Origin of the sequence: Duganella sp. 3397 (genome assembly GCF_031456625.1) — a bacterium.
GTDB lineage: Bacteria > Pseudomonadota > Gammaproteobacteria > Burkholderiales > Burkholderiaceae_D > Rugamonas > Rugamonas phyllosphaerae.
In genome coordinates, this window is record NZ_JAVDVB010000004.1 from 429,756 (window position 1) to 449,266 (window position 19,511).

General features: G+C 63.2%; 19 protein-coding genes. 5 read left to right on the plus strand and 14 right to left on the minus strand.

Annotated features, from left to right (window positions below; all coding sequences use genetic code 11):
- Positions 1-10: 10 nt before the first annotated feature.
- The 6 genes from J2X54_RS14730 to J2X54_RS14755 all read right to left on the minus strand — a co-directional run bounded on the left by J2X54_RS14730 (position 11) and on the right by J2X54_RS14755 (position 5,906).
- Complete coding sequence (locus tag J2X54_RS14730) at positions 11-460, minus strand: STY0301 family protein (protein WP_310181582.1); 450 nt, start codon at positions 458-460, stop codon at positions 11-13.
- 8 nt (positions 461-468) lie between these two features.
- The gene (locus J2X54_RS14735; protein ID WP_310181584.1) at positions 469-855 is read right to left on the minus strand and encodes a BPSL0067 family protein; all 387 of its coding nucleotides are present in this window, start codon (positions 853-855) and stop codon (positions 469-471) included.
- 126 nt (positions 856-981) lie between these two features.
- Positions 982-2,832, minus strand: coding sequence for a glycoside hydrolase family 28 protein (locus J2X54_RS14740; RefSeq protein ID WP_310181585.1), 1,851 nt, complete (start codon positions 2,830-2,832; stop codon positions 982-984).
- A gap of 12 nt (positions 2,833-2,844) precedes the next feature.
- Positions 2,845-4,272, minus strand: a complete 1,428-nt coding sequence (locus J2X54_RS14745) for a pectinesterase family protein (RefSeq protein WP_310181586.1) — start codon at positions 4,270-4,272, stop codon at positions 2,845-2,847.
- An 8-nt stretch (positions 4,273-4,280) separates the two neighbouring features.
- A complete protein-coding gene (locus J2X54_RS14750; protein WP_310181588.1) occupies positions 4,281-5,075 on the minus strand; it encodes a rhamnogalacturonan acetylesterase in 795 nt (264 codons plus the stop codon).
- Between the two features lie 132 nt (positions 5,076-5,207).
- Positions 5,208-5,906: a FadR/GntR family transcriptional regulator gene (locus J2X54_RS14755; RefSeq protein WP_070248231.1), complete on the minus strand. Its 699-nt coding sequence runs from the start codon at positions 5,904-5,906 to the stop codon at positions 5,208-5,210.
- Between the two features lie 414 nt (positions 5,907-6,320).
- Here J2X54_RS14755 and garD point away from each other — a divergent pair, with 414 nt between their 5' ends.
- Both garD and J2X54_RS14765 read left to right on the plus strand, forming a co-directional pair.
- On the plus strand, positions 6,321-7,841 hold the full coding sequence (gene garD, locus J2X54_RS14760) for a galactarate dehydratase (RefSeq protein WP_310182075.1): 1,521 nt from the start codon (positions 6,321-6,323) through the stop codon (positions 7,839-7,841).
- 71 nt (positions 7,842-7,912) lie between these two features.
- A complete protein-coding gene (locus J2X54_RS14765; protein ID WP_070248230.1) occupies positions 7,913-8,719 on the plus strand; it encodes an NAD(P)-dependent oxidoreductase in 807 nt (268 codons plus the stop codon).
- Here J2X54_RS14765 and J2X54_RS14770 read toward each other — a convergent pair.
- Genes J2X54_RS14770 through ggt form a run of 3 tightly spaced genes read right to left on the minus strand, consistent with a single transcriptional unit; the run spans position 8,716 to position 13,610 of the window.
- Complete coding sequence (locus tag J2X54_RS14770; RefSeq protein ID WP_310181590.1) at positions 8,716-11,112, minus strand: type II CAAX endopeptidase family protein; 2,397 nt, start codon at positions 11,110-11,112, stop codon at positions 8,716-8,718. The two genes, J2X54_RS14765 and J2X54_RS14770, sit on opposite strands and share 4 nt — an antisense overlap.
- Entirely contained in the window at positions 11,099-11,839 is a 741-nt protein-coding gene (locus J2X54_RS14775) for an ABC transporter ATP-binding protein (RefSeq protein ID WP_070248226.1), read from the minus strand. Before J2X54_RS14775 ends, J2X54_RS14770 begins: the two co-directional genes overlap by 14 nt.
- A 10-nt stretch (positions 11,840-11,849) precedes the next feature.
- On the minus strand, positions 11,850-13,610 hold the full coding sequence (gene ggt / locus J2X54_RS14780) for a gamma-glutamyltransferase (RefSeq protein ID WP_310181591.1): 1,761 nt from the start codon (positions 13,608-13,610) through the stop codon (positions 11,850-11,852).
- A 171-nt stretch (positions 13,611-13,781) separates the two neighbouring features.
- Between ggt and J2X54_RS14785 the strand changes: the two genes are divergently transcribed.
- Entirely contained in the window at positions 13,782-14,030 is a 249-nt protein-coding gene (locus J2X54_RS14785) for a type II toxin-antitoxin system RelE/ParE family toxin (protein ID WP_310181593.1), read from the plus strand.
- Between the two features lie 79 nt (positions 14,031-14,109).
- Positions 14,110-14,352 (plus strand): helix-turn-helix domain-containing protein, encoded by a 243-nt coding sequence (locus tag J2X54_RS14790; RefSeq protein ID WP_310181595.1) that lies wholly within the window; start codon positions 14,110-14,112, stop codon positions 14,350-14,352.
- 8 nt (positions 14,353-14,360) lie between these two features.
- Here the strand turns inward: J2X54_RS14790 and J2X54_RS14795 are convergent, their stop codons facing one another.
- Positions 14,361-14,873, minus strand: a complete 513-nt coding sequence (locus J2X54_RS14795; protein WP_310181597.1) for a hypothetical protein — start codon at positions 14,871-14,873, stop codon at positions 14,361-14,363.
- Positions 14,874-15,042: 169 nt separating this feature from the next.
- Between J2X54_RS14795 and J2X54_RS14800 the strand changes: the two genes are divergently transcribed.
- Complete coding sequence (locus tag J2X54_RS14800) at positions 15,043-15,306, plus strand: hypothetical protein (protein ID WP_056137638.1); 264 nt, start codon at positions 15,043-15,045, stop codon at positions 15,304-15,306.
- 89 nt (positions 15,307-15,395) lie between these two features.
- Here J2X54_RS14800 and rpoH read toward each other — a convergent pair whose 3' ends face one another.
- The 4 genes from rpoH to ftsY form a co-directional block, all read right to left on the minus strand.
- On the minus strand, positions 15,396-16,295 hold the full coding sequence (gene rpoH, locus J2X54_RS14805) for an RNA polymerase sigma factor RpoH (protein WP_208600035.1): 900 nt from the start codon (positions 16,293-16,295) through the stop codon (positions 15,396-15,398).
- 283 nt (positions 16,296-16,578) lie between these two features.
- Entirely contained in the window at positions 16,579-17,499 is a 921-nt protein-coding gene (gene ftsX, locus J2X54_RS14810) for a permease-like cell division protein FtsX (RefSeq protein ID WP_310181600.1), read from the minus strand.
- Positions 17,496-18,152, minus strand: coding sequence for a cell division ATP-binding protein FtsE (gene ftsE, locus J2X54_RS14815; RefSeq protein ID WP_070248215.1), 657 nt, complete (start codon positions 18,150-18,152; stop codon positions 17,496-17,498). Before ftsE ends, ftsX begins: the two co-directional genes overlap by 4 nt.
- Before the next feature lie 24 nt (positions 18,153-18,176).
- Positions 18,177-19,229: a signal recognition particle-docking protein FtsY gene (ftsY, locus tag J2X54_RS14820; RefSeq protein WP_310181601.1), complete on the minus strand. Its 1,053-nt coding sequence runs from the start codon at positions 19,227-19,229 to the stop codon at positions 18,177-18,179.
- Positions 19,230-19,511 lie beyond the last annotated feature (282 nt).

The window sequence follows — 19,511 nt, forward strand, 5'->3', positions numbered from 1 at the left end:
GCATCAAGCTCTACGGTATCCGCTGGCACAGAATGGTGATGTTTTTTTGTCCGGCCTTTATGCCTTGAACGATTTCAACTTTGCAGGAACTAGTTCGTTCATCAAGCCGCACCGAATAGCTGATCTGATCGTATTCACCATATCTGCACTCCATCCATTTTCCTTCAGGAAAACCAGCGCCAGCAAGATCGTAGGTCGTCGTCCACGCAGTCGCCCCTTTTTTCCAGGTCGAATCCCCCATCAGCACGGCTTTACGTTCGGGCGGTCCCGCCGTGGCACCAGCGGAGGAAAGCGGTATGGACGCCGCCACATGGGCTTTCCATGGCTCAGGCGTGTCAATCAGCCGGATCGACGACATTGGTATTTCAGCAGGACAGACGATACGCTGCTCCCTGGCGCCAGCGGTCGCTCCCAGCATGAGCGTAGCGAGCAGCAACGGAATACACGCGTTAGATATCATCGCTTTTCCTATTCAATTACCCAGAATGCATCGGCATTGTCGGTCGGGTTCGCGTACGTACCGTCCTGGTGACGGCCCTTTTTGCGGATGAACCGGATGGAGATATTTTTCTTTTCCGGCGAGGGCCACTGGTCGACCACATAGATGCCGTCGGAAACCTGGCCGAGGTAGAACGCAGAATGGTTGCCTTTGCTGCGACCCGGCCAACGCCCGTTCTCGAAGTTGGCGATCGCGGTCCCCGGCAGTATCGCTTTATTGCCAAGAACCTTGGTCCCTTGGCGCCACAGCCGTGTAGCGGGGGCATTGGTGTAGTGCCTGATCAGCGTAACGCATTCAGCGTCGCCGATTTTGGGTTTGCCATCGAGTGAGCGGGCATCTGCGTAATGGTATGACATGGGGCCTCCTTGACCTGAGAGGCTGATGTTGCCGCCAGGCCGGAGGAGGGTATTGCCGGTTGCCAAACAATGAAGCGTGGCCTTATGTCAGAAATCAAGACAGGTCAACCAAAGCTTGCTATGTTGTCATGCCGGCGCATTCAAAACGGTGTTGTACACCTTGCCCGCAATGGTGACATTCTTGAGTGTCACCCCCTTCACGTTATACACAAACCACGGTTCCGCCGCATTGGTTGGTGCGCCGAAATCGCAGTCGGTAATCGTCACGTCGGTGATCGGCACCACCGGCGGCGCCGGTTGCGGGCCGTTGTAGTCCGACGCGACAGGGCCGAGCAGCATGATGGCCTGGAAGCATGAGCCGGTCTTGCCGTCTTTGGTCACATTGCCGACGCGGACGTTCGAAATGTGGATGTTGTTGACCACCGGCGGCCGGGTGCGTACGTGATCGGCGGTCGGGATGTAGTCGCAGTCGAAGGCGACGACCGCGCCGGCCGCAGTGGCCACCTGCTTGCCGTTGATCGGCGAGTCGGGAAAAGTGGCGTAGTGCGAAGCGGTCAGCTGCACGCCGTTCGGGATCGAGACGTCGCGCACATAGAAATTGCGCAGGTAGCCGCCGCGATTGAGGTTGGTCTTCAAACGGATGGCGATATTGAGCGGGTTGGTTTGCCAGTTGGCGTTCTGGAACACCAGCTTTTGCGCAAACACGTTCTGGATGCCGCCGGCCATCTCGCTGCCCAGCGTGACGGCGCCGTGCCCGCTGTGCATGATGCAGTTCTGGATCACGATGTTTTGCGACGGGCCGTATTGCGTATCCTGGTTCTTGCCGGCCTTGATGGCGATGCAGTCGTCGCCGGTGTCGAAGGTGCAGTCCTCCACCAGCACGTGGTCGCATGCTTCCGGGTCGAAGCCGTCGCTGTTGGGGCCATGGCTTTCGCAGTGCACCTTGCGGATCACCAGGTTGCGGCAGTGGACCGGGTGGTGCATCCAGAACGGCGTGCGCATCACGTGGTAGCCCTGCAGCAGCACGTTGGTGCAGCCGATGATCTGGATCATCGGCGGGCGCAGGTAGTGGCCCACGCCGAATACGCGCCTGGCCAGCCGCACGCCCGCTTCCGACAGCGATGGCAGGTATTTCGAGTCGGTGCGCCAGCTTTGATCCTTGCCTTCGATGAGCGCGCGCTCGGCGTCGGTGATGCCGGGGGCGATGTCGGCCAGCGACCTGGCATTGTTGGGGTTCTCGGTATTTTCCGACATTTTGCCGGCGACGAAATTGGGCGTGTTGCCCTGGCCGATCGAGTTGATGGTTTTCTGCTTGCCCTTCCAGGTCCACCAGCAGTCGCCCGCGTCGTTGAACGGCACGCCGCCCTGGCCATCGAGCACGCTGGTCCAGTCTTCGCCGGTCAACGCGATGTTGTCCTGGCCGTAGGCGTAGATCATCGACGAATAATTGAGGCAGTCGTTGCTCTGCCAGCGCGAGACCACCAGCTTGCCATTCTTGCCGCAATCGATATCGCCGTACCTGGCGTAGTCGGCCGGGTCGTGACTGAAGTAGATGTGCGCACCCGCGCTCAGGTGCACGTTGACGTTCGACAGCAGCACGATGGGACCGGCGCAGTACCAGTTCCCGGCCGGGATCACCACGCGGCCACCGCCGGCGTCATGGCAGGCCTTGATGGCAGCCTTGATGGCGCCGTAGCAGTCGGGCGACTTGGCGGCCGGCGTGGCCAGCGTGTCCTGTCCTTCGAACGATACCCAGGCCTTGATGTTGGTGAGCTTGCACGGCTTGGCGCCAAACTTCGTCACCACGAAATCCTGCTGGCGGAATTTCAAAGGCTTCGACACTCGGTCGATGATGGCTTGCGCCTGCAACCACGGATCGGGCGCCACGGCGGCGGTAGCGGGCAGGGCCAGGGTGAGGCCGGCGGCCGGCAGGGCTTTCATCAGGCTGCGGCGCTGGGTATCGATAGGTGGGGTCATACGGTCTCCTGGTTATTCGTCGTCGTGCTGGTTATTGAATTCCGCGACAAAGATGTCGGCCGGCGACGGCTGCGCGCCGTAGCCCAGGTCTCGCACTGGATCGATGCCGTTCCTGGCCAGGTTGTGCCAGTAGTCGTTGCTGCTGTACTGGACCGGCCGGTAGGCAATCGCCCCCGGCTTGTTCCAATCCGCCCATGGTCGCTCGCGGTTGATGTGGGCACCGATGCGCGAGTTAAGCACCACCATCTTGCCCACCGTTTCCAGCGTGGTTTTGGTGAGCGTGCCTGCCGGTGCGCGATAGACGTCGGTTGTACCCAGCGTGCAGCGGTAGCCGGTCAGGGCCACCTTCGCGTACGGCGTGCACTTGGAATTGTGGAACCACTGGCGCATCAGGTGGAACTGGCCGGCGCGCGCGTTGACCGATCCGTCGTGCGTGAAGCGGCTGCTGTCGAACACGAAACCGTACCTGGTTTTGATGTTGGTGTTGGGCGCAGCCACGTACGACACGCCGCGGTCGCCCAGCGTCTTGATCTCGGACTGGTAAAAATAGGCGGTGCTGTCGCCGAAAATGAAATCGACGTCACCCTCGATATACGATTTGTTGAAGAAGCTGCGCGTGCTGGTGGCCACCGCCTTGGCCTTGACGTACAGGGTGTCCTGGAAGCCGATCAGGCGCACCTTCTCGAACTGCGCCTTGTCGGCGCCGTCCACTTGCAGCGCCAGCGCCTGGTGGTGGACGTTGTTCACATTGGGGAGCGCTTCCGCGCGGGCGTTGCCGATGTCCTTGTTGTAGCCGTTTTCGAACGTCAGGTTGCGGGCCTGGAAGCCGTCGCTCTGCACCCACACGGTGGCGGTGCCGAAGGTGCGAATCTGGTCGCGGTCTTTCACGCTGTCGAACATGGCGCGGATCTCGGGCGCCACGTCGGCAAACTGCCCGGCATACAGGGCAGTGTAATCGGCGCCGGTGGCGGACGCGTCGAGCTTGGCCGTGATGCGGGTGGCGGCGGCGTCCTTGCCGTCGCCGTACAGCGTGAGCGGCGCAGCAACTGCCGGCACGTACACCAGCTCCGGGTAGGTGCCCGGTTTGACCAGCAGGTACAGGCGCTTCGTTGGCGCAGCCTTGCTGTCGGCCACCGCACGGCTCACCGCCGCCTGCACCGTGTTGAAGATTTTTATGCCGTCGGCTTTGGCCGCCTGGTCCACCACGTAATCAGGGGTAAGCGCTGCATTGCGTGCCAGTGGATCGGCCAGCGGATCCCACGGGTCGATGCGCTCGCTGCCGGCCGGTCCCACGTACTTGAGCACTTCGCTGTAGGCGTAGTGTCTGGCTTGTTCGGCTGTCAGTTGAGGGCGCCGCGCCGGTTCGCTTTGCGCCTGGACGCTGCTCGCACAAGTGAGCAGTACCGCAGCCGCAGCCGCTGCTGCAGTGGTTATATGCACCACCGTCGTCATGGCCGTGGCGCGATGAACAGGCCGGCCGACACCGGCACCGCCGTTTTCATCTCCCCCACCACCATGTCGGCAAAGTAGGCCGCGCCCCTGGGGCCGAGGTGGGTGTAGTCGAACGCCGACTTGGCGGCGCCAGCCACCTCCACGTTACCGGGCGTGAGTGCGGCCGCGTCTTTTTTAGCTGGCGGCGGTTCCACCGCAAAGGTGTCGGCCTGCTCGGCGCCCATCGCCTGGACGGCGGCAAAGCTGTCGGCGTTGAGGTCGAGCAGCGGCACCTGTTGCGCCTTGGCGGTGGCGCGGATCACGTCGGCCCACGGCGTCAGGTTGTTTTGCAGGACGCCGTCCCGGAAACTACGACGCGTGAGCGGGGTGACCAGCACCGGAATGCCGCCCAGCGCTTTCACTTCCTGCGCGTAGCGCGTCATATTGGCCGGGAATTCGGTGGCGAGGTCGGTGGAGCGGCCAGGTTTGCCCGGCTGGTCGTTGTGGCCGAACTGGATCAGCACATAGGTGGTGCTGTAGGCGGCGCCGCCGCGCAGCAGCCCCTCGACTTCATTCCAGCGGCCCTCGGCGCGGAAGCTGCCCGAGCTGCGGCCGCCCTTGGCCAGGTTGATGCAGGTATTGGCGCGGTGGACGCGGGCGCAGAAGGCGTCGCCGTAGCCGCTGTTGCTGGCCATGGTGGAGTCGCCCACCAGGATCAGGCGCGCCGGCTTGGCCGGTTCGGCGGCGTGGACCGGCGCGCACAGCAGCGCAGAGGAGGTGGCAAGAGCAGCAAGGATCAGGCGAGTCATCATGGTCATCTCACGGACAGTTGGGGCGACTGTTGTGCAAAGCACACGTACCGCACGGCCAGTCGCAAATACTCAATAAGTTGATCGCCACGCGCGCCGCAGGCGGGGCGTGCGCGCGGCGGCCGGATGCTGTTGTCAGCCGCGCGAGAACGTGCGCGTGACGCGTTCGAGGTGGGCGCGCATGGCCTTGCGGGCGGCAGCCGGATCGTGGGCGGCAATCGCCTCCAGGATGCGTCGATGGTCCTTGAGCGTTTCCTGGCGCAGCTCCTCGGTCTGGAAGTGCTCCTTGAGCTTGTGCCACAGGCGGCCGCGCTGGTCCCACAAGTAGTTGAGCGAACCGACCAGCGCGCTGTTGCCGGTGGCGCGCGCAATCGCCAGGTGGAAATTGCGGTCGGCCTGCTCGTTGCTCGAGTAGTTGGCGTGGCTCTGCTCCATCTCGACCACTGCCTGCAGGATGGCGTCGATGGCGCTGTCGGTGGCCACGCGCGCGGCAATTGCCGCGATCTCCGCTTCGATCAGGCGCCGCGCCGACAGCACCTCGAACGGGCCGGGACCTGCCTCGGGCAGGTCGGCGGGCGCGGGGCGCTCGCTGACATACACGCCGGAACCGCCGCGCACCTCGATCACGCCGCCCAGTTCGAGCGCGATCAGCGCTTCGCGCAGCGAGGCACGGCTGACACTGAGCTTGGTGGCGAGATCGCGTTCGGACGGCAGACGTTCGCCGGGAGCGATGTTTTCGGTACGGATCAGGTCCTGGATGCGGTCGGCCACCACGCGGTAGAGGCGTGCTTCATGGACATGCGGTTCGGGGAGTGCGGAAGTTCTCTTCTGCATCGTTGTCTCGTTTTTCAAGATATGGCTTTAGGAATGAATTCTCTGCCATTTGGTCAGGCCATTCTAAGGTGGTCTGACCAAATTGGTCAACGCGGACTAGCCAAATACTTTTTTAGGTGGCATACTCGGAGCGTCAAATAGCCTCCCGAATACCGTTTCAGCGGCCTGAAAACAGGATTAAAGCACGGTGGAATGCGGGTTGCAAGGGCGCGGTTTGTCCCCATATGAAAAAAGTGGGCGGACCAATATCGAAATTGGCCTGACCAATTTGACAGCCGAAAAAACAACGTTAGCCGGGCAGAGACTCCCGGAAAGGAAGCCAGAATGACGCCACCGTCCAGCATCACCGATATCCAGCGTTTGCCCGCCACCGCTCCCGGCGCTACCCCGGTCAATACTCCGCGCTACATCCTCATGCACGACAACGACAACGTCGCCATTGTCGTCAACGACGGCGGCCTGCCGGCCGGCGCCGTGTTCGAAAACGGCCTGACCCTGCTCGAAGCCGTCCCGCAAGGCCACAAGGTGGCGCTGCGCGACCTGGCCAAGGGTGATGAAGTCGTGCGCTACAACGTCACCATCGGCTTTGCCGGTGAAGACCTGCCGGCCGGCCGCTGGCTCAACGAAGGCAACGTCATCATGCCGGGCGCGCTGGGCCTCGAAGGCCTGCCGATTTCCACCCGGGCGCTGCCCAAGGCCGAGCCGCTCGAAGGCTACACCTTCCAGGGCTTCCGCAACCCGGACGGCAGCGTCGGTACCCGCAACATCCTCGGCATCACCACCACCGTGCAATGCGTCTCGGGGGTGGTGGAGTTTGCCGTGGACCGTATCAAGAAAGAGCTGCTGCCCAAGTATCCGAACGTCGACGACGTGGTCTGCCTCGAGCATACGTACGGCTGCGGCGTGGCGATCGACGCGCCCGGCGCCGAGATCCCGATCCGTACCGTGCGCAACATCGCCCTGAACCCCAACTTCGGCGGCCAGGCCATGGTGGTGAGTCTCGGTTGCGAGAAGCTGCAACCCACGCGCCTGTTCCCCAAGGGTTCGATCCCGATCCAGAACGAAGGCGGCGCCGATCCGGCGCTGGTCTGCCTGCAAGATGGTGAACACGTCGGCTTCATGTCGATGATCGACTCGATCATGAAGCAGGCCGACACCAACCTCAAGCGCCTCAACGCGCGCCAGCGCGAAACCGTGCCGGCGTCGGAGCTGGTGGTGGGCGTGCAGTGCGGCGGCAGCGACGCCTTCTCGGGCGTGACCGCCAACCCGGCCGTGGGCTTTGCCACCGACTTGCTGGTGCGCGCCGGCGCCACCGTGATGTTCTCGGAAACCACCGAAGTGCGCGACGGTATCGACCAGCTGACCTCGCGCGCCGAAACGCCGGAAGTGGCAGCAGCGATGATCCGAGAGATGGCCTGGTATGACCGCTACCTCGAACACGGCGGCGTCGATCGCAGCGCCAACACCACACCCGGTAACAAGAAGGGTGGTTTGTCCAACATCGTCGAGAAAGCCATGGGCTCGATCGTCAAGTCGGGCAGCAGTGCAATCAACGGCGTGATTAGTCCTGGCGAAAAGCTCAAACAGAAGGGTTTGATCTACGCCGCCACGCCCGCCAGCGATTTCATTTGCGGTACACTGCAACTGGCTGCAGGGATGAATGTGCACATCTTCACCACCGGTCGCGGCACTCCTTACGGCCTGGCCGAAGTCCCGGTGATCAAGGTCGCCACCCGCAACGATCTGGCCAAGCGCTGGCACGACCTGATGGACATCAACGCCGGCCGCATCGCCAGCGGCGACGCCACCATTGCGGACGTGGGCTGGGAGATGTTCCAGCTGGTGCTCGACGTGGCCAGCGGCCGCGAAACCTGGGCCGAAAAATGGAAGCTGCAAAACGCGCTGGTGCTGTTCAACCCGGCCCCGGTGACGTAATCGGCGCCGTGTTGGCAGCGAGCGTACTTTAAAAAGACTTACAGTTAAATACAGTTAAAAAATAAGAGACCATGACTAAGCCATTCAAACGTTTGCTGCTGACCGGCGCCGCCGGCGGCCTGGGTAAGATTCTGCGTGACCGTATCAAACCCTGGGCCGATGTGGTGGTGCTGTCCGACATCGCCGACCTGGGCGAGGCCCGCGCAGGCGAGGAAATCATCGAGTGCGACCTGTCCGACAAGGCCGCGGTAATGAAGCTGCTCGAAGGCGTGGAAGCGGTGCTGCACTTCGGCGGTATCTCTACCGAGAACACGTTTGAAAACATCGTCCAGGCCAATATCATCGGCACTGCCAACCTGTACGAAGCGGCGCACAAGCATGGTACCAAGCGCATCATCTTCGCCAGCTCGAATCACACGGTGGGCTTTTACCGCAACACCGACTATATCGACGCCACCGCGCCCACCCGCCCGGACAGCTTCTATGGCGTATCGAAATGCTTCGGCGAGCAGCTGGCCAGCTACTACTACGACCGCACCGGTCTCGAGACGGTCTGCCTGCGCATCGGTTCCTCGTTCCCGGAACCGGCCGACCGCCGCATGATGGTCACGTGGCTCAGCTACGACGACCTGGTGGAAGCGCTGCGCAGCTCCCTGTTCGCCACCCGCGTGGGCTTTACCATCCTGTTCGGCACGTCCAACAACGACGTCGCCTGGTGGGACAACAGCAAGGCCTCGCACATCGGCTACCGCCCCAAGGACAGCTCGAAACAGTTCGACGGCAAGTTCCCCGACAGCGGCGTGTACCCGGACCCGAACAGCTCCGTGACGTACCACGGCGGCGCCTTTGCGCTGGCGCCGATGCGGTTCAAGGACTAGTTCCCGGCTGCCAGCTGCCATTGCGCGGCCAGCACTGCCGCGTTGTACACCGCATGGACCAGCATGGGCGCGAGCAGCGTCTTGCTGCGTTCATAGGTCCAGGCCGCGCAGCATCCGAGCACGAACACCGGCAGCATCGACAGCGGCGGCTGCACCACCGCGAAGATCGCCGCGCTCACCATGATCGCCGACCACGTCGGCAGCGAGCGGCGCAAGCCGCCGTAGATCAGTCCTCGGAAAATGAACTCCTCGCACAGCGGCGCGGCCACCACCGCCAGCGCCACCATCCACAGCTGCGAGTGGGCCACCGAGTCAACCGGCCCCTGGCCGGCCGGCAGCGGTACATCGAGCACCCTGAGCGCGGTCAGGTACGCCAGCGCCGTCGCGCACGCCAGGGCCGATGGCAGCAACGCCACCTTCACCGACGGCCACCAGCTGGCGCCGCGCAAGATCGCCGGCACCCCGGTGGTTTTCGCGCGCCAGTAAATGAAACGCATCAGCGCGTACACCAGCAGGCCAGCGATGCCAAAGGCGATCGTCAGTGCGGGCAGGGTGGCCTGGGCTTTGCCGCGCATGAGAATGAGCGCGACGATGGCCTGCACGATGAAAAAGCCGGTGGCGGCAATCAGCCCGTCGGACGCCGATACCCGCGCCGGTGGCGACGCGCCCGGATCGAGCGAATAGGGCAGGGCGTCGCGCGCCTTCTGCCACAGGGCCAGCGCCAGCGCGCCGCTGAGCACCATGATCACCACTTTTTGTGACCACAGGCTGGTGTAGATCGACCACGTATAAAAGCTGGCCAGCAGCAGGAACAGGTAGCTGTAGGTAGGCCGGATGCGCTTGTGTACCTCGATGGCGGTAGGGTCGCACGCGAACACGCCCAGCGCCACCGCGATGGTCGAATAGATCGGAATGCCTGCCATTACGATCAACAGCAGCACCAGCATCTGCCACGTCGGCTGCGGTGCGGTAGCAAGCGTGATTGCGCCGACAATCAGCGGATAGACCATGGCCAACGCACCCCACAGCCGCGCCTTTTGCTTCAAGACGTTTTCCACCGAATCGGGCACGGTGTACAGCAGCCACAGGGCGTTGCCTTCGTTGTTGAGGGTCTGGAAGGCCGACAGCATCAGCACATAGACGCCGATGCCGAAGGCGATCGCCGCCGCCACGGTGGGCATCTCGCCGAATTGCGAGATGGTGTCCAGCTTGCCGTTGAAGACCAGCTGGCTGCCCACCACGATCAACGGCAGCACCAGGGTTTGCACCAGGAAGTTGCGGTCGCGCGCCAGCAGGCGCAGTTCGCGCCGCATCACCGGCGACAGTGGCAAGTGCAGCTTGCCCACCGGCGCCGGTGCGGAGATGGCGGCTTTGCGTCCGCTCTCGCGCACGCCCGAGCCGACCACACCGTTACGTAGCTGCCAGCGCAGCAGCGCCACGCCGGCCCACAGCAGCACCCCGATCTGCGCGGCCAGCAGCGCCGCCAGTACGCCGAATTGTTGCGCGCCCTGGGCCTGGATCGCCTGCAGCAGCACGCCCGTGGGCAGCCACAGGCCCCAGGCCGGGAAGCCGCGCGCCAGGTCCATCACGAAGCTGCTGGCGGCTGGCATCGATAGCGCGAACACCAGGTACAGCATGGGCGCGTTGAGCAGCGAGAGCAGCGCCTGCAGGTTGCGCAGTTGCGCCGCCGCCAGCCACAATCGCACGCCGGTGTCGATCAGGGTGTGCAGCAGCGCCGCCAGCGGCAGCAGCAGCGCGGTGGCCAGCAGCGCGACCGGCACGGCGCTCCACTGCAAGCCGGAATACCAGGCAATCACCAGGTACGGTGGAAACAGCGCGAAGATACCGGACAGGTTGCTGGCGCTGCGTTCCAGCAGCCGTCCCCACAGCAGGGTGGAGCGCTCAACCGGCAGCGTCACCAGCCATTCGAGGTCCCAGTCCGGCTTGGCCAGCTCCTTGCCGGCCAGCGGCAGCAGCACCGAGATGGCGAACAGCGCGGTCAGCACCATCGACAGGCCGCCCATCAGGGACGGGTCGAATGGCATTGCATGCAGTTCGCTGGCTGCCATGTCGAAGTCGAAGCCATCGCGCGTGACGCTTTGCGCGCAGGCGCCGTCATCGACCAGCCGGCACTGCATATTGAGCACCGCCATGCGCGACATGTTCAGGCACACGAACAGCATCAGCACCGCCACCACGGCCGAGACGATCCACATGCCATTGCGCTTGCCGCCGTGGGCAACGCGGGTGACCGGAGCCCCGGCCTTTTTCTTTTTGCGGGAAAAGGCGTTGCCGACCTGGTTGAACTGGCGCGTGAGTCGCATCCTGGTCATCAGCCAGACCGCGCGCGCCGGTGACGGCGGCGCTTTCAAGCCGCGATCAGCGTCCATCATCGGCAGCCGCGTCGTCGGTAATCTTGAGGAACACGTCTTCGAGCGAGCCGCTGGTGGAAGCTTCGGTGCGGATGTCGTCGAGCGTGCCGGTGGCCACCAGCTGGCCGCGGTGAATGATGCCCACGCGGTCGCACAGTTTTTCGGCCATGTCGAGCAAATGGGTGGAGACAAAAATGGTGACACCGCGCGCAGCGGCAGCCAGCAGCAGCTCCTGCACATCGCGCGACGCGCGCGGGTCGAGGCCGTTGATCGGCTCGTCGAGGATCAGCACCGCCGGATCGTGGATCAGCGCGCAGGCCAGGCCCAGGCGCTTCTTCATGCCCAGCGAGTAGTTGACCGCGTAGTCTTCGCCCGCTTCTTCCAGGCCGAACTCGGCCAGCAGGCGCGCACTGCGGGCCGCCGCTTCCGCGCGCGGATAGCCGTGCATCTCGGCGACAAACCGCAGGATCTCGCGTCCGCGCAGGTAGTCGTAGAACACCGGCGTATCGGGCAGGTAGCCCACGCGGCGCTTGACCTCGGCCGGCTGCGCGTGGCAATCGTAGCCGTCGATCAGCACCCGCCCGGCGCTGGGCACCAGGATACCCATCATCATGCGAATGGTGGTGGTCTTGCCGGCGCCATTGGGGCCGAGGAAGCCGAACAGCTCACCGCGCGGCACGGTCAGGTTCAACGGTTTGACGGCGTCGAAAGCGCCGTAAGTCTTGGCCAGGCCATGGAATTCGATCATGGCAAGGCAATCAATGCGCAGCTTTTTGCACCATGGCGCTGCCCACGCCGTGGCGCCAGCCTTCGCTCATTGCCGTCACCGTGCCGTCCGGGTTGAACACCAGCGCGTTGGCGGCGCCGATTTCTTCCGGCTCTGCGCTCCAGCGCTGGCCGCGTTTGGCCAGCGCCTGCGCGGCCGGCAGCGTGGTGTAACCGGGTTCGATATCGGTGGCCATGCCGTTGCGCTCGGACAGGCGCGGCGCATCGACCGCCTGCGGCATCGGCAGGCCCAGGTCGATGTAATTGAAGATCGTTTGCAGTACGGTGGTGATGATAGTGGCGCCGCCCGGACTGCCGATCGAGAACGCCGGCTTGCCGTCCTTGAAGGCCAGCGTGGGCGACATGCTGCTGCGCGGGCGCTTGCCCGCCTCCGGTACATTCGGCGCGGGGCCGGTGAAGTCGAAGTCGGTCATCTCGTTATTGAGCAGGAAGCCGTAGCCCGGCACGACCATGCCGCTGCCGCCCCACGACTCGATGGTGTACGTGTACGAGACGATATTGCCGTCCTTGTCGGACACCGTCAGGTGGGTGGTGTGGGCGCCTTCGGACAGCAGTTTGTAGCCGGCCGGTCGCAGCGGCACACTGGTGTCGTTCTGGAACGGATACGGATCGCCGGGCGGTGCATGCAGTGCGGCGCGGGTGGGGTCGATGGCTTCGCGGCGGCGCGCGGCGTAGTCTTTACTGAGCAGGCCGGTCACCGGCGCGTCGACGAATTCGGGGTCGGCCAGGTAGGCATTGCGGTCGGCAAACGCCAAGCGGCTCGCTTCGAGGTACAGGTGCTCGGCCTGGTCGCGCGGCATGGCCTTGAGGTCGTAGCCTTCGAGGATGTTGAGCGCCTCGGCAATCGCCACGCCGCCCGAACTGGGCAGCGGCATGCCGTAGATGTCGTAGCCGCGATAGGTGCTGTGCACGGGCAGGCGCAGGCGCGCTTCGTAGTTGGCCAGGTCGGCCATCGTCATGTTACCGGGCCGGACACTTGCGCCTGCGGCCACCGTGGGACGATTGACGGCATCGAGCACCGCGCGGCCCATTTTGCCGGTGTAGAAAGCCTTGGCGCCGCCCGCGCCCAGTTCGCGGTAGGCGCGCGCCAGGTCCGGGTTGCGCAGCACGCTGCCGGCCACTGGCGGCTTGCCGTTTTTCAGGTAGATGGCAGCGGTGGCGGGGAATTTGCCGAACTTGACGAGGTTGATGCCGAGCAGCCGGTTGAAATTGTCGCTGACGGTAAAGCCATCGGTGGCCACTTTCACCGCTGGCGCGAGCACCTGCTTGAACGACATCGAGCCGTAGCGGGTGAGCGCCTCGTCCCAGCCGCGCACGGTGCCGGGTACGCCCACCGACATGCCGCTGGCCACCACGGTCTCGAAATCCATGGGCTTGCCCTGGTCGAGGAACACGGTAGGGGAGAAGCTGGCAGGCGCCGTTTCGCGGTGATCGATGGTGATCACGCGCTTGTCCTTGGCCAGGTAAATCACCATGAAGCCGCCACCGCCGATGCCGCAGCTGAACGGATCGGTCACGCCCAGCGTGGCGGCCGCCGCCACTGCCGCATCGATCGCATTGCCACCCTGGTCGAGAATGGCGATGGCTGCTTTCGAGGCCGGTGCGCTGATGGTGGCGACCGCACCGCCGGTGCCCGTTGCCACCGGCGTCTTGGCCCAGGCCGGCGGCAGCGCCAGCGTGACGATGATGGTGGAAACCAGCAGAGGACGGGCGGGACGGGGAAATGGTGTCATGGAGTAGGGGCGAGCGTTTGTCAAAAAGGAAGTTGGTGCATCATCCTTAGCTTAACCGAAATCGCTGTCCGTCCCACGTATTGATACATCGCATACTCCGGAGGCGCACATGCATCTGGCTTGGAGAAGTGGTGCTATATATTTTCAGATCTGAATACATATATACTCACCATGAAACGTGTCTTCAAGGCCAACCCGCATGTCGGCGAAGCCAAGGTGGGCGATCTGCAGGGAATTCGCGTGGTCAAATTTACTTTTCAACGCCAGCAGTACCTGATCGCTTACCGGCCTCCTTCTGCGGCCGAGATTTCGTCGGCCGGCGCGCAGAGGGAATCATTATCGATAGACTTTTACCAATTGGGTACGCACGAGAATTTCTATGCGACTCACAAAAAATATTTGAAATCGCGAGGGACGTGATGGCGCAAATTAACGCAGAAAGCTTGTTTAAAAGTTTCAAGAAGTTGCCTGCCCAGGAGAGGGCGAGGTTTTTTTTCTTTTGGCCGAGCCGGGTATTGATGCAGATAGCTATTCGTACGAGCAGGTTTTTGGCCACTTGACAGATGCGCGCTTCACTGCGGCCGAGTCGGCTGAGTACCTGGAAGTGTCGCTGTCCACCTTTCGCCGTTATGTGAGCCAGCAGAGTATTCAGACCGTGGGCCAGGTTGGGCGCAGCCAGTTGTTCTCTGCTAAAGAACTGAAAGCGTTCAAACGATCATTACAGCAGATACGGAATCGCTGAGAGCGGATTCACGACGAATGCGCTGCCGCCACCTTCGCTACCTTCGCTACATTGCTCACCTGGATACTGACCCGGTAATCGGGAATGATATCGTTCTTGGGCGGCACCGCTTGCGGCTCCACGCCGGCCAGTGTAAAGGTCAGGCCATCCTGGGTGACGCTGGTAGCGCCGTTGGGCATGCTGTCGGACAGCACGAAACTGCTGGTGGCGCCGTCGGGACGGGTGAGGCTGAAACTGTAGCTGATATACCCGGCCCAGACGCACACGGCGCCCTCGCGGCAGCGGCTGTCGTTGACGCGGTCGAGGCGCACCACCGGTGCGATGGCTTTGCCATTGGCAGCAGGTCGGGCAGCTGGCGCGATCAGGGCGCTGGCGCTTTGCGCGAGCACATAGGTGGTGGCAAATGGCTGCGGCGTGGCAGCGGCGCGGCTGGTGCCGGACGCCGAACCGCAGGCGTACAGCCCGGCCATCACGACCGTCAGCAGGGGCAGGACGATCAGTTGGCGCAAAACAGACTTCATCTTGACCTCTCTGAATAATTTGGTTGAAAATCTTAACAAAACAATCATTAGTGTGTCGCACGATTAAGCATCGGCAACGTAAATCCACGCTTGGCGCAAACTAAGCCCACCGGCTGCGCCCAAGCTGCGTAGAATGTCGGCACTTAGCAAACACTCACAGGGAATTACCATGCGCAAGACCGAACTGGCCAAGGCCGACGCCAAAAAAATCATGGGCAAAATGTCGGCGGGCCACGCGTCCAGCTTCGGCAAGGCGCCGGAAGTGATCGACAAGCGCGAACAACGCCGCCGCGACCAGGCCCTGGGCCTGGTGCCGTTCGCCGTCAAACTCAATAGCGACCTGGTTGCGCAATTAAATGCACAAGCAACTGCACGTGGCGTTGATATGAATCAGCTGGTGGGCGAATTGTTGGCGAAGAGCCTGGCTGAATAAGAGGAACTGCACCCCGTAGGCGGTCAGCCTACGCGGGTTATGTTGCCTGGGGCCGGACCCGCTGGGTCAGGCCCCGTTCGCGGCGCGGCTTAAACGTAAGCCGCCAGCGAACCCTTCATTTTCTTCAGCGCTGCCGACTCGATCTGGCGAATGCGCTCGGCTGATACGCCGAACTCTTCCGCCAGCGTGTGCAGCGTGGCGCCCGAACCGTCGTCGTTGGCCAGCCAGCGCGCTTCGACGATGCGGCGCGAACGGGCGTCGAGCTTGCCCAGCGCCTGCTCCAGGCCTTCCGATTGCAGGCGCGTGACTTGCTCCGCTTCCAGCACCCGGGTCGGTTCCGACTGCTCGGACGACAGGTAGGCGATCGGTGCGAACTTGTCGTCTTCGTCGTCAGTAGGCGACTCCAGCGCGATGTCGCGGCCGCTGAGACGGGTTTCCATCTCGATCACTTCTTCGCGTTTGACGTCGAGCATCTTGGCCAGGCTGTCCACTTGCGCCGGGCTCATCGCATCGAGACCGGTCTTGTGGCTGCGCAGGTTGAAGAACAGCTTGCGCTGGGCCTTGGTGGTTGCCACCTTGACCAGGCGCCAGTTTTTCAGGATGTACTCGTGCATCTCGGCCTTGATCCAGTGCATGGCGTACGAGACCAGGCGCACGTTCTGATCGGGGTCGAAACGCTTGACCGCCTTCATCAGGCCGATATTGCCTTCCTGAATCAGGTCAGCGTGTGGCAGGCCATAACCGAGGTAGCCACGGGCGATCGATACCACCAGGCGCAGGTGCGACAGCACCAGCTGCTGCGCGGCGGCCAGGTCATTGTTTTCCTTGAGACGCTTACCCAGCGATACCTCATCGTCGTGCGTCAACATCGGCAGGCGGTTGACGGCCGAAATGTAGGCGTCCAGGTTCCCCAGGTTGCCAGTGAACCCGAGTCCCAAAGCACTGTTGTTGGCAGGGGCCAACGAGGTCGTTGCGGACATCATAGTCATTTTCATTTCCTTCGCTCGATGATTGCTGGTTGCTACAAAGACTTGATAAGCTCTGCAGTGTTCCCATATTAGCACTCTCTGTACGAGAGTGCCAATTGCTGCAAATCTATCGTCTTGATAGTGATTTTGCTATGAGCTTGTTCAAACTCATCGCTTCCATGTATGAAGTGTGCGCGTTGGAGCTTAGACAGGACTTAACGTCGTGCCTATCCTGACGGGAGGGGCTTGGGAAGTCGGTTAAAGGCCGCACATGCCGCAACCAATTGGTTGCGGCACCGGGTAATTACTGCACGCGCGCCAGGTGGCGTTGCACGGAGAGCATCGCGCCGATCAGGCCGAGGCCGGCCGACAGGGCCAGCAGGGCAGCCATCAGCAATGGCGACAACGGCGTCAGCTGAAACTCGGAGGCATACAGGCGGGCAAATTCGGCAATCGCCGCATTGAGCGGACGCAGCGCCAGCGCCACCGCGCCCAGCGCCAGCGCGCCCGAGCACAGGCCCAGCAGCGCACCGGTGTAATAGAACGGGCGGTGAATAAAGCTGTCGGTGGCGCCGATCAGCTTGGAGACCTGGATTTCCTCGCGTTGCGTGAGCACCTGCAAACGGATGGTATTGAACACCACGGCCACGACCACCGTGCCCAGCGTTGCCGCCAGCAGCAGCAGCGCCAGGCGCAGGATGCCCAGCAGCGCGGCCAGGCGCTTGACCCAGGCCGAATCGACCTGCACCGTATCGACGCCGGGCAGTTCGCGGATTTGCTCGGCCAGCGCATCGACGTCGCCGCCGGACTCGGCCAGGCGGAACGCGTCGAGTTTCAGCACGTAGCTGTCCGGCAGCGGGTTTTCGCCCAGCGTGGTCAACACATCGGCCAGGCCGCTTTTTTCCTTGAGGGTTTCCAGCGCCTTTTCGCGCTCGGTAAAGATGATCTTGGCTTGCTTGTCGGGCACCGCCTGGCGCAACAGCACGGCCAGTTCCTCGGCCTGCTGGCGCGGCGTGTCCTGCTTGAGGAAGATGCTCAGCTCGGGATCGACCGACAGTTGCTCGGACATGGGGCGCACGTTGTCGAGCAGGGTGGCGCCCATGAACGGCAGCGCCAGCGCAATTGCCACCACTAATATATTGAACAGGAAACTGCCGGGCGCGCGGCGCAGGTGCACCAGCGCCACCGACAGCGCGTAATGGTGCTGGCGGAACCAGTAAGTCATGGCGCCACCTCCAGTTGGCCGTGGTCGAGCCGGATCACGCGCGCGGCGGCGTCCAGCATCTGCTCATCGTGGCTGGAAATCAGGCAGGTCACGCCTACCGAGTGGAACGCCTTGAGCGCGTCGAGCACCTTGTTGGCGCTGGCGCGGTCGAGGTTGGCGGTGGGTTCGTCGGCCAGGATCACCTGCGGCCGGTTGACGATGGCGCGCGCGATCGAGACGCGTTGCTGCTCGCCGCCGGACAGCGCCAGCGGCTGGGCGCTGGCGCGCTCGAGCAGGCCTACCTTGTCGAGCGCGGCGCGGGCGCGTTGCTCGGCTTCGCGGTGCGAGGAACCGGTCACCAGCAGCGGCAGCATCACGTTGGCCAGGATGGTGCGGTCGATGAGCAGGCGCTGCTGCTGGAAGATCAGGCCCAGCTTGCGGCGCAGGAACGGCACGGCCGACGCGCGGATGCGCGAGATGTCCTGGCCGTTGACGATCACCTGGCCGGCCGTGGGGCGCTCGACGGCGGCGATCATTTTCAGCAAGGTGGACTTGCCGGCGCCGGACGGCCCGGCCAGGAACACCAGTTCGCCCTTGTCGACGTTGAACGAGATGTCGCGCAGCGCCACCGCATCGGGGGAGTACTGCTTGGAGACGTTGCGGAATTCGATCATTCTATGGTGTGCTTATCTCTGTAATTATCCGAGCAGGGCTTCAACAAACTCGGCCGCGACAAACGGCTGCAAGTCTTCGATTTTTTCACCGATGCCGATGAAATACACGGGCACCGGACGCACGCGGGCGATGGCGGCCAGCACGCCGCCCTTGGCTGTGCCGTCCAGCTTGGTAATCACGAGGCCGGTCAGCTTGAGGGCGTCGTCGAACGCTTTCACTTGCGCCAGCGCATTTTGCCCGGTATTGCCGTCGATGACCAACAAGGTTTCGTGCGGTGCGCCGTCCATGCCCTTGCCGATCACGCGCTGGACCTTTTTCAGCTCTTCCATCAGGTGCAGCTGGGTGGGCAGGCGGCCGGCGGTATCGATCATCACCACGTCGAGGCCGCGCGCCTTGCCCGACTGTACCGCGTCGAACGACACGGCCGCCGGGTCGCCCGAGGCCTGCGAAATCACGGTGATGTTATTGCGCTGGCCCCAGACCATCAATTGTTCGCGGGCGGCGGCGCGGAAGGTGTCGCCGGCGGCCAGCAAGACCGACTGGCCGTTCGACTGCATGTGCTTGGCCAGCTTGCCGATGGTGGTGGTCTTGCCGGCGCCGTTCACGCCCGAGATCATCATCACCATCGGCTGGTGGCGGCCCAGCTCGAACGGCTTTTGCAGCGGCAGCAGCAGCTCGGTCAGCAGTTGCTTGAGCGCGGCCTTGACGGCGGCGGCGTCGAGCAGCTTGTCTTCCTTGACCTTGCGCTTGAGTGCGGTAAGCAGGTAATCGGTCGCATCGACGCCGGCATCGGCCATCAAGAGCGCCGCTTCCAGCTCGTCGTACAGGTCGTCGTCGATCTTGGCGCCCACGAACAGCAGTGAGAGGTTGTTCGAGGTCTTGGACAGGCCAGCCTTCAGGCGCGTCATCCACGATTGCTTTTGCGCCGGTTCCTCGATCGGCAGCAGGGCCGGAAGATCAGGAATGGCAGGGATGGCAGGGATGGCGGGCGTGGATGGGGGCGCCGGCACTGGTGCCGGGGTGGCGACCTGCGGCACTTCGGGGGCGACAGGTTTTTTCTTGAAGAAACTAAACATAGGTGGTTGGGGGCGCTTCAAGCTGATGCCCGGCCAGGCCGGACATGGGGGAAATGATGCTATTTTAACAGAGCGCGTGCGGCAGACCGCTGACCGCCATCCGCCGCAGTCCGCACTTGCCCGCCGGATACGGTGTTTTTCGCCGGTGTCTGGCAGCGTTTTCGGTGCATCGCGCCCCCGTTTGGGGCGAATTACGCACGAAGTGGTGCAGCTTTTGTGGCTGCGGCGCAACAGGTAGCATTTACTTACAAAATCTTGAGTTGCCTTTAAAAGTTGCAATTC

Bases quoted from the DNA above. Each gene is read 5' to 3' on its own strand.
- J2X54_RS14730 (WP_310181582.1), bottom strand. From the start codon at position 460: ATGATATCTAACGCGTGTATTCCGTTGCTGCTCGCTACGCTCATGCTG.
- J2X54_RS14735 (WP_310181584.1), bottom strand. From the start codon at position 855: ATGTCATACCATTACGCAGATGCCCGCTCACTCGATGGCAAACCCAAA.
- J2X54_RS14740 (WP_310181585.1), bottom strand. From the start codon at position 2,832: ATGACCCCACCTATCGATACCCAGCGCCGCAGCCTGATGAAAGCCCTG.
- J2X54_RS14750 (WP_310181588.1), bottom strand. From the start codon at position 5,075: ATGATGACTCGCCTGATCCTTGCTGCTCTTGCCACCTCCTCTGCGCTG.
- J2X54_RS14755 (WP_070248231.1), bottom strand. From the start codon at position 5,906: ATGCAGAAGAGAACTTCCGCACTCCCCGAACCGCATGTCCATGAAGCA.
- garD (WP_310182075.1), top strand. From the start codon at position 6,321: ATGCACGACAACGACAACGTCGCCATTGTCGTCAACGACGGCGGCCTG.
- J2X54_RS14765 (WP_070248230.1), top strand. From the start codon at position 7,913: ATGACTAAGCCATTCAAACGTTTGCTGCTGACCGGCGCCGCCGGCGGC.
- J2X54_RS14770 (WP_310181590.1), bottom strand. From the start codon at position 11,112: ATGATGGACGCTGATCGCGGCTTGAAAGCGCCGCCGTCACCGGCGCGC.
- J2X54_RS14775 (WP_070248226.1), bottom strand. From the start codon at position 11,839: ATGATCGAATTCCATGGCCTGGCCAAGACTTACGGCGCTTTCGACGCC.
- ggt (WP_310181591.1), bottom strand. From the start codon at position 13,610: ATGACACCATTTCCCCGTCCCGCCCGTCCTCTGCTGGTTTCCACCATC.
- J2X54_RS14785 (WP_310181593.1), top strand. From the start codon at position 13,782: ATGAAACGTGTCTTCAAGGCCAACCCGCATGTCGGCGAAGCCAAGGTG.
- J2X54_RS14795 (WP_310181597.1), bottom strand. From the start codon at position 14,873: ATGAAGTCTGTTTTGCGCCAACTGATCGTCCTGCCCCTGCTGACGGTC.
- J2X54_RS14800 (WP_056137638.1), top strand. From the start codon at position 15,043: ATGCGCAAGACCGAACTGGCCAAGGCCGACGCCAAAAAAATCATGGGC.
- rpoH (WP_208600035.1), bottom strand. From the start codon at position 16,295: ATGACTATGATGTCCGCAACGACCTCGTTGGCCCCTGCCAACAACAGT.
- ftsX (WP_310181600.1), bottom strand. From the start codon at position 17,499: ATGACTTACTGGTTCCGCCAGCACCATTACGCGCTGTCGGTGGCGCTG.
- ftsE (WP_070248215.1), bottom strand. From the start codon at position 18,152: ATGATCGAATTCCGCAACGTCTCCAAGCAGTACTCCCCCGATGCGGTG.
- ftsY (WP_310181601.1), bottom strand. From the start codon at position 19,229: ATGTTTAGTTTCTTCAAGAAAAAACCTGTCGCCCCCGAAGTGCCGCAG.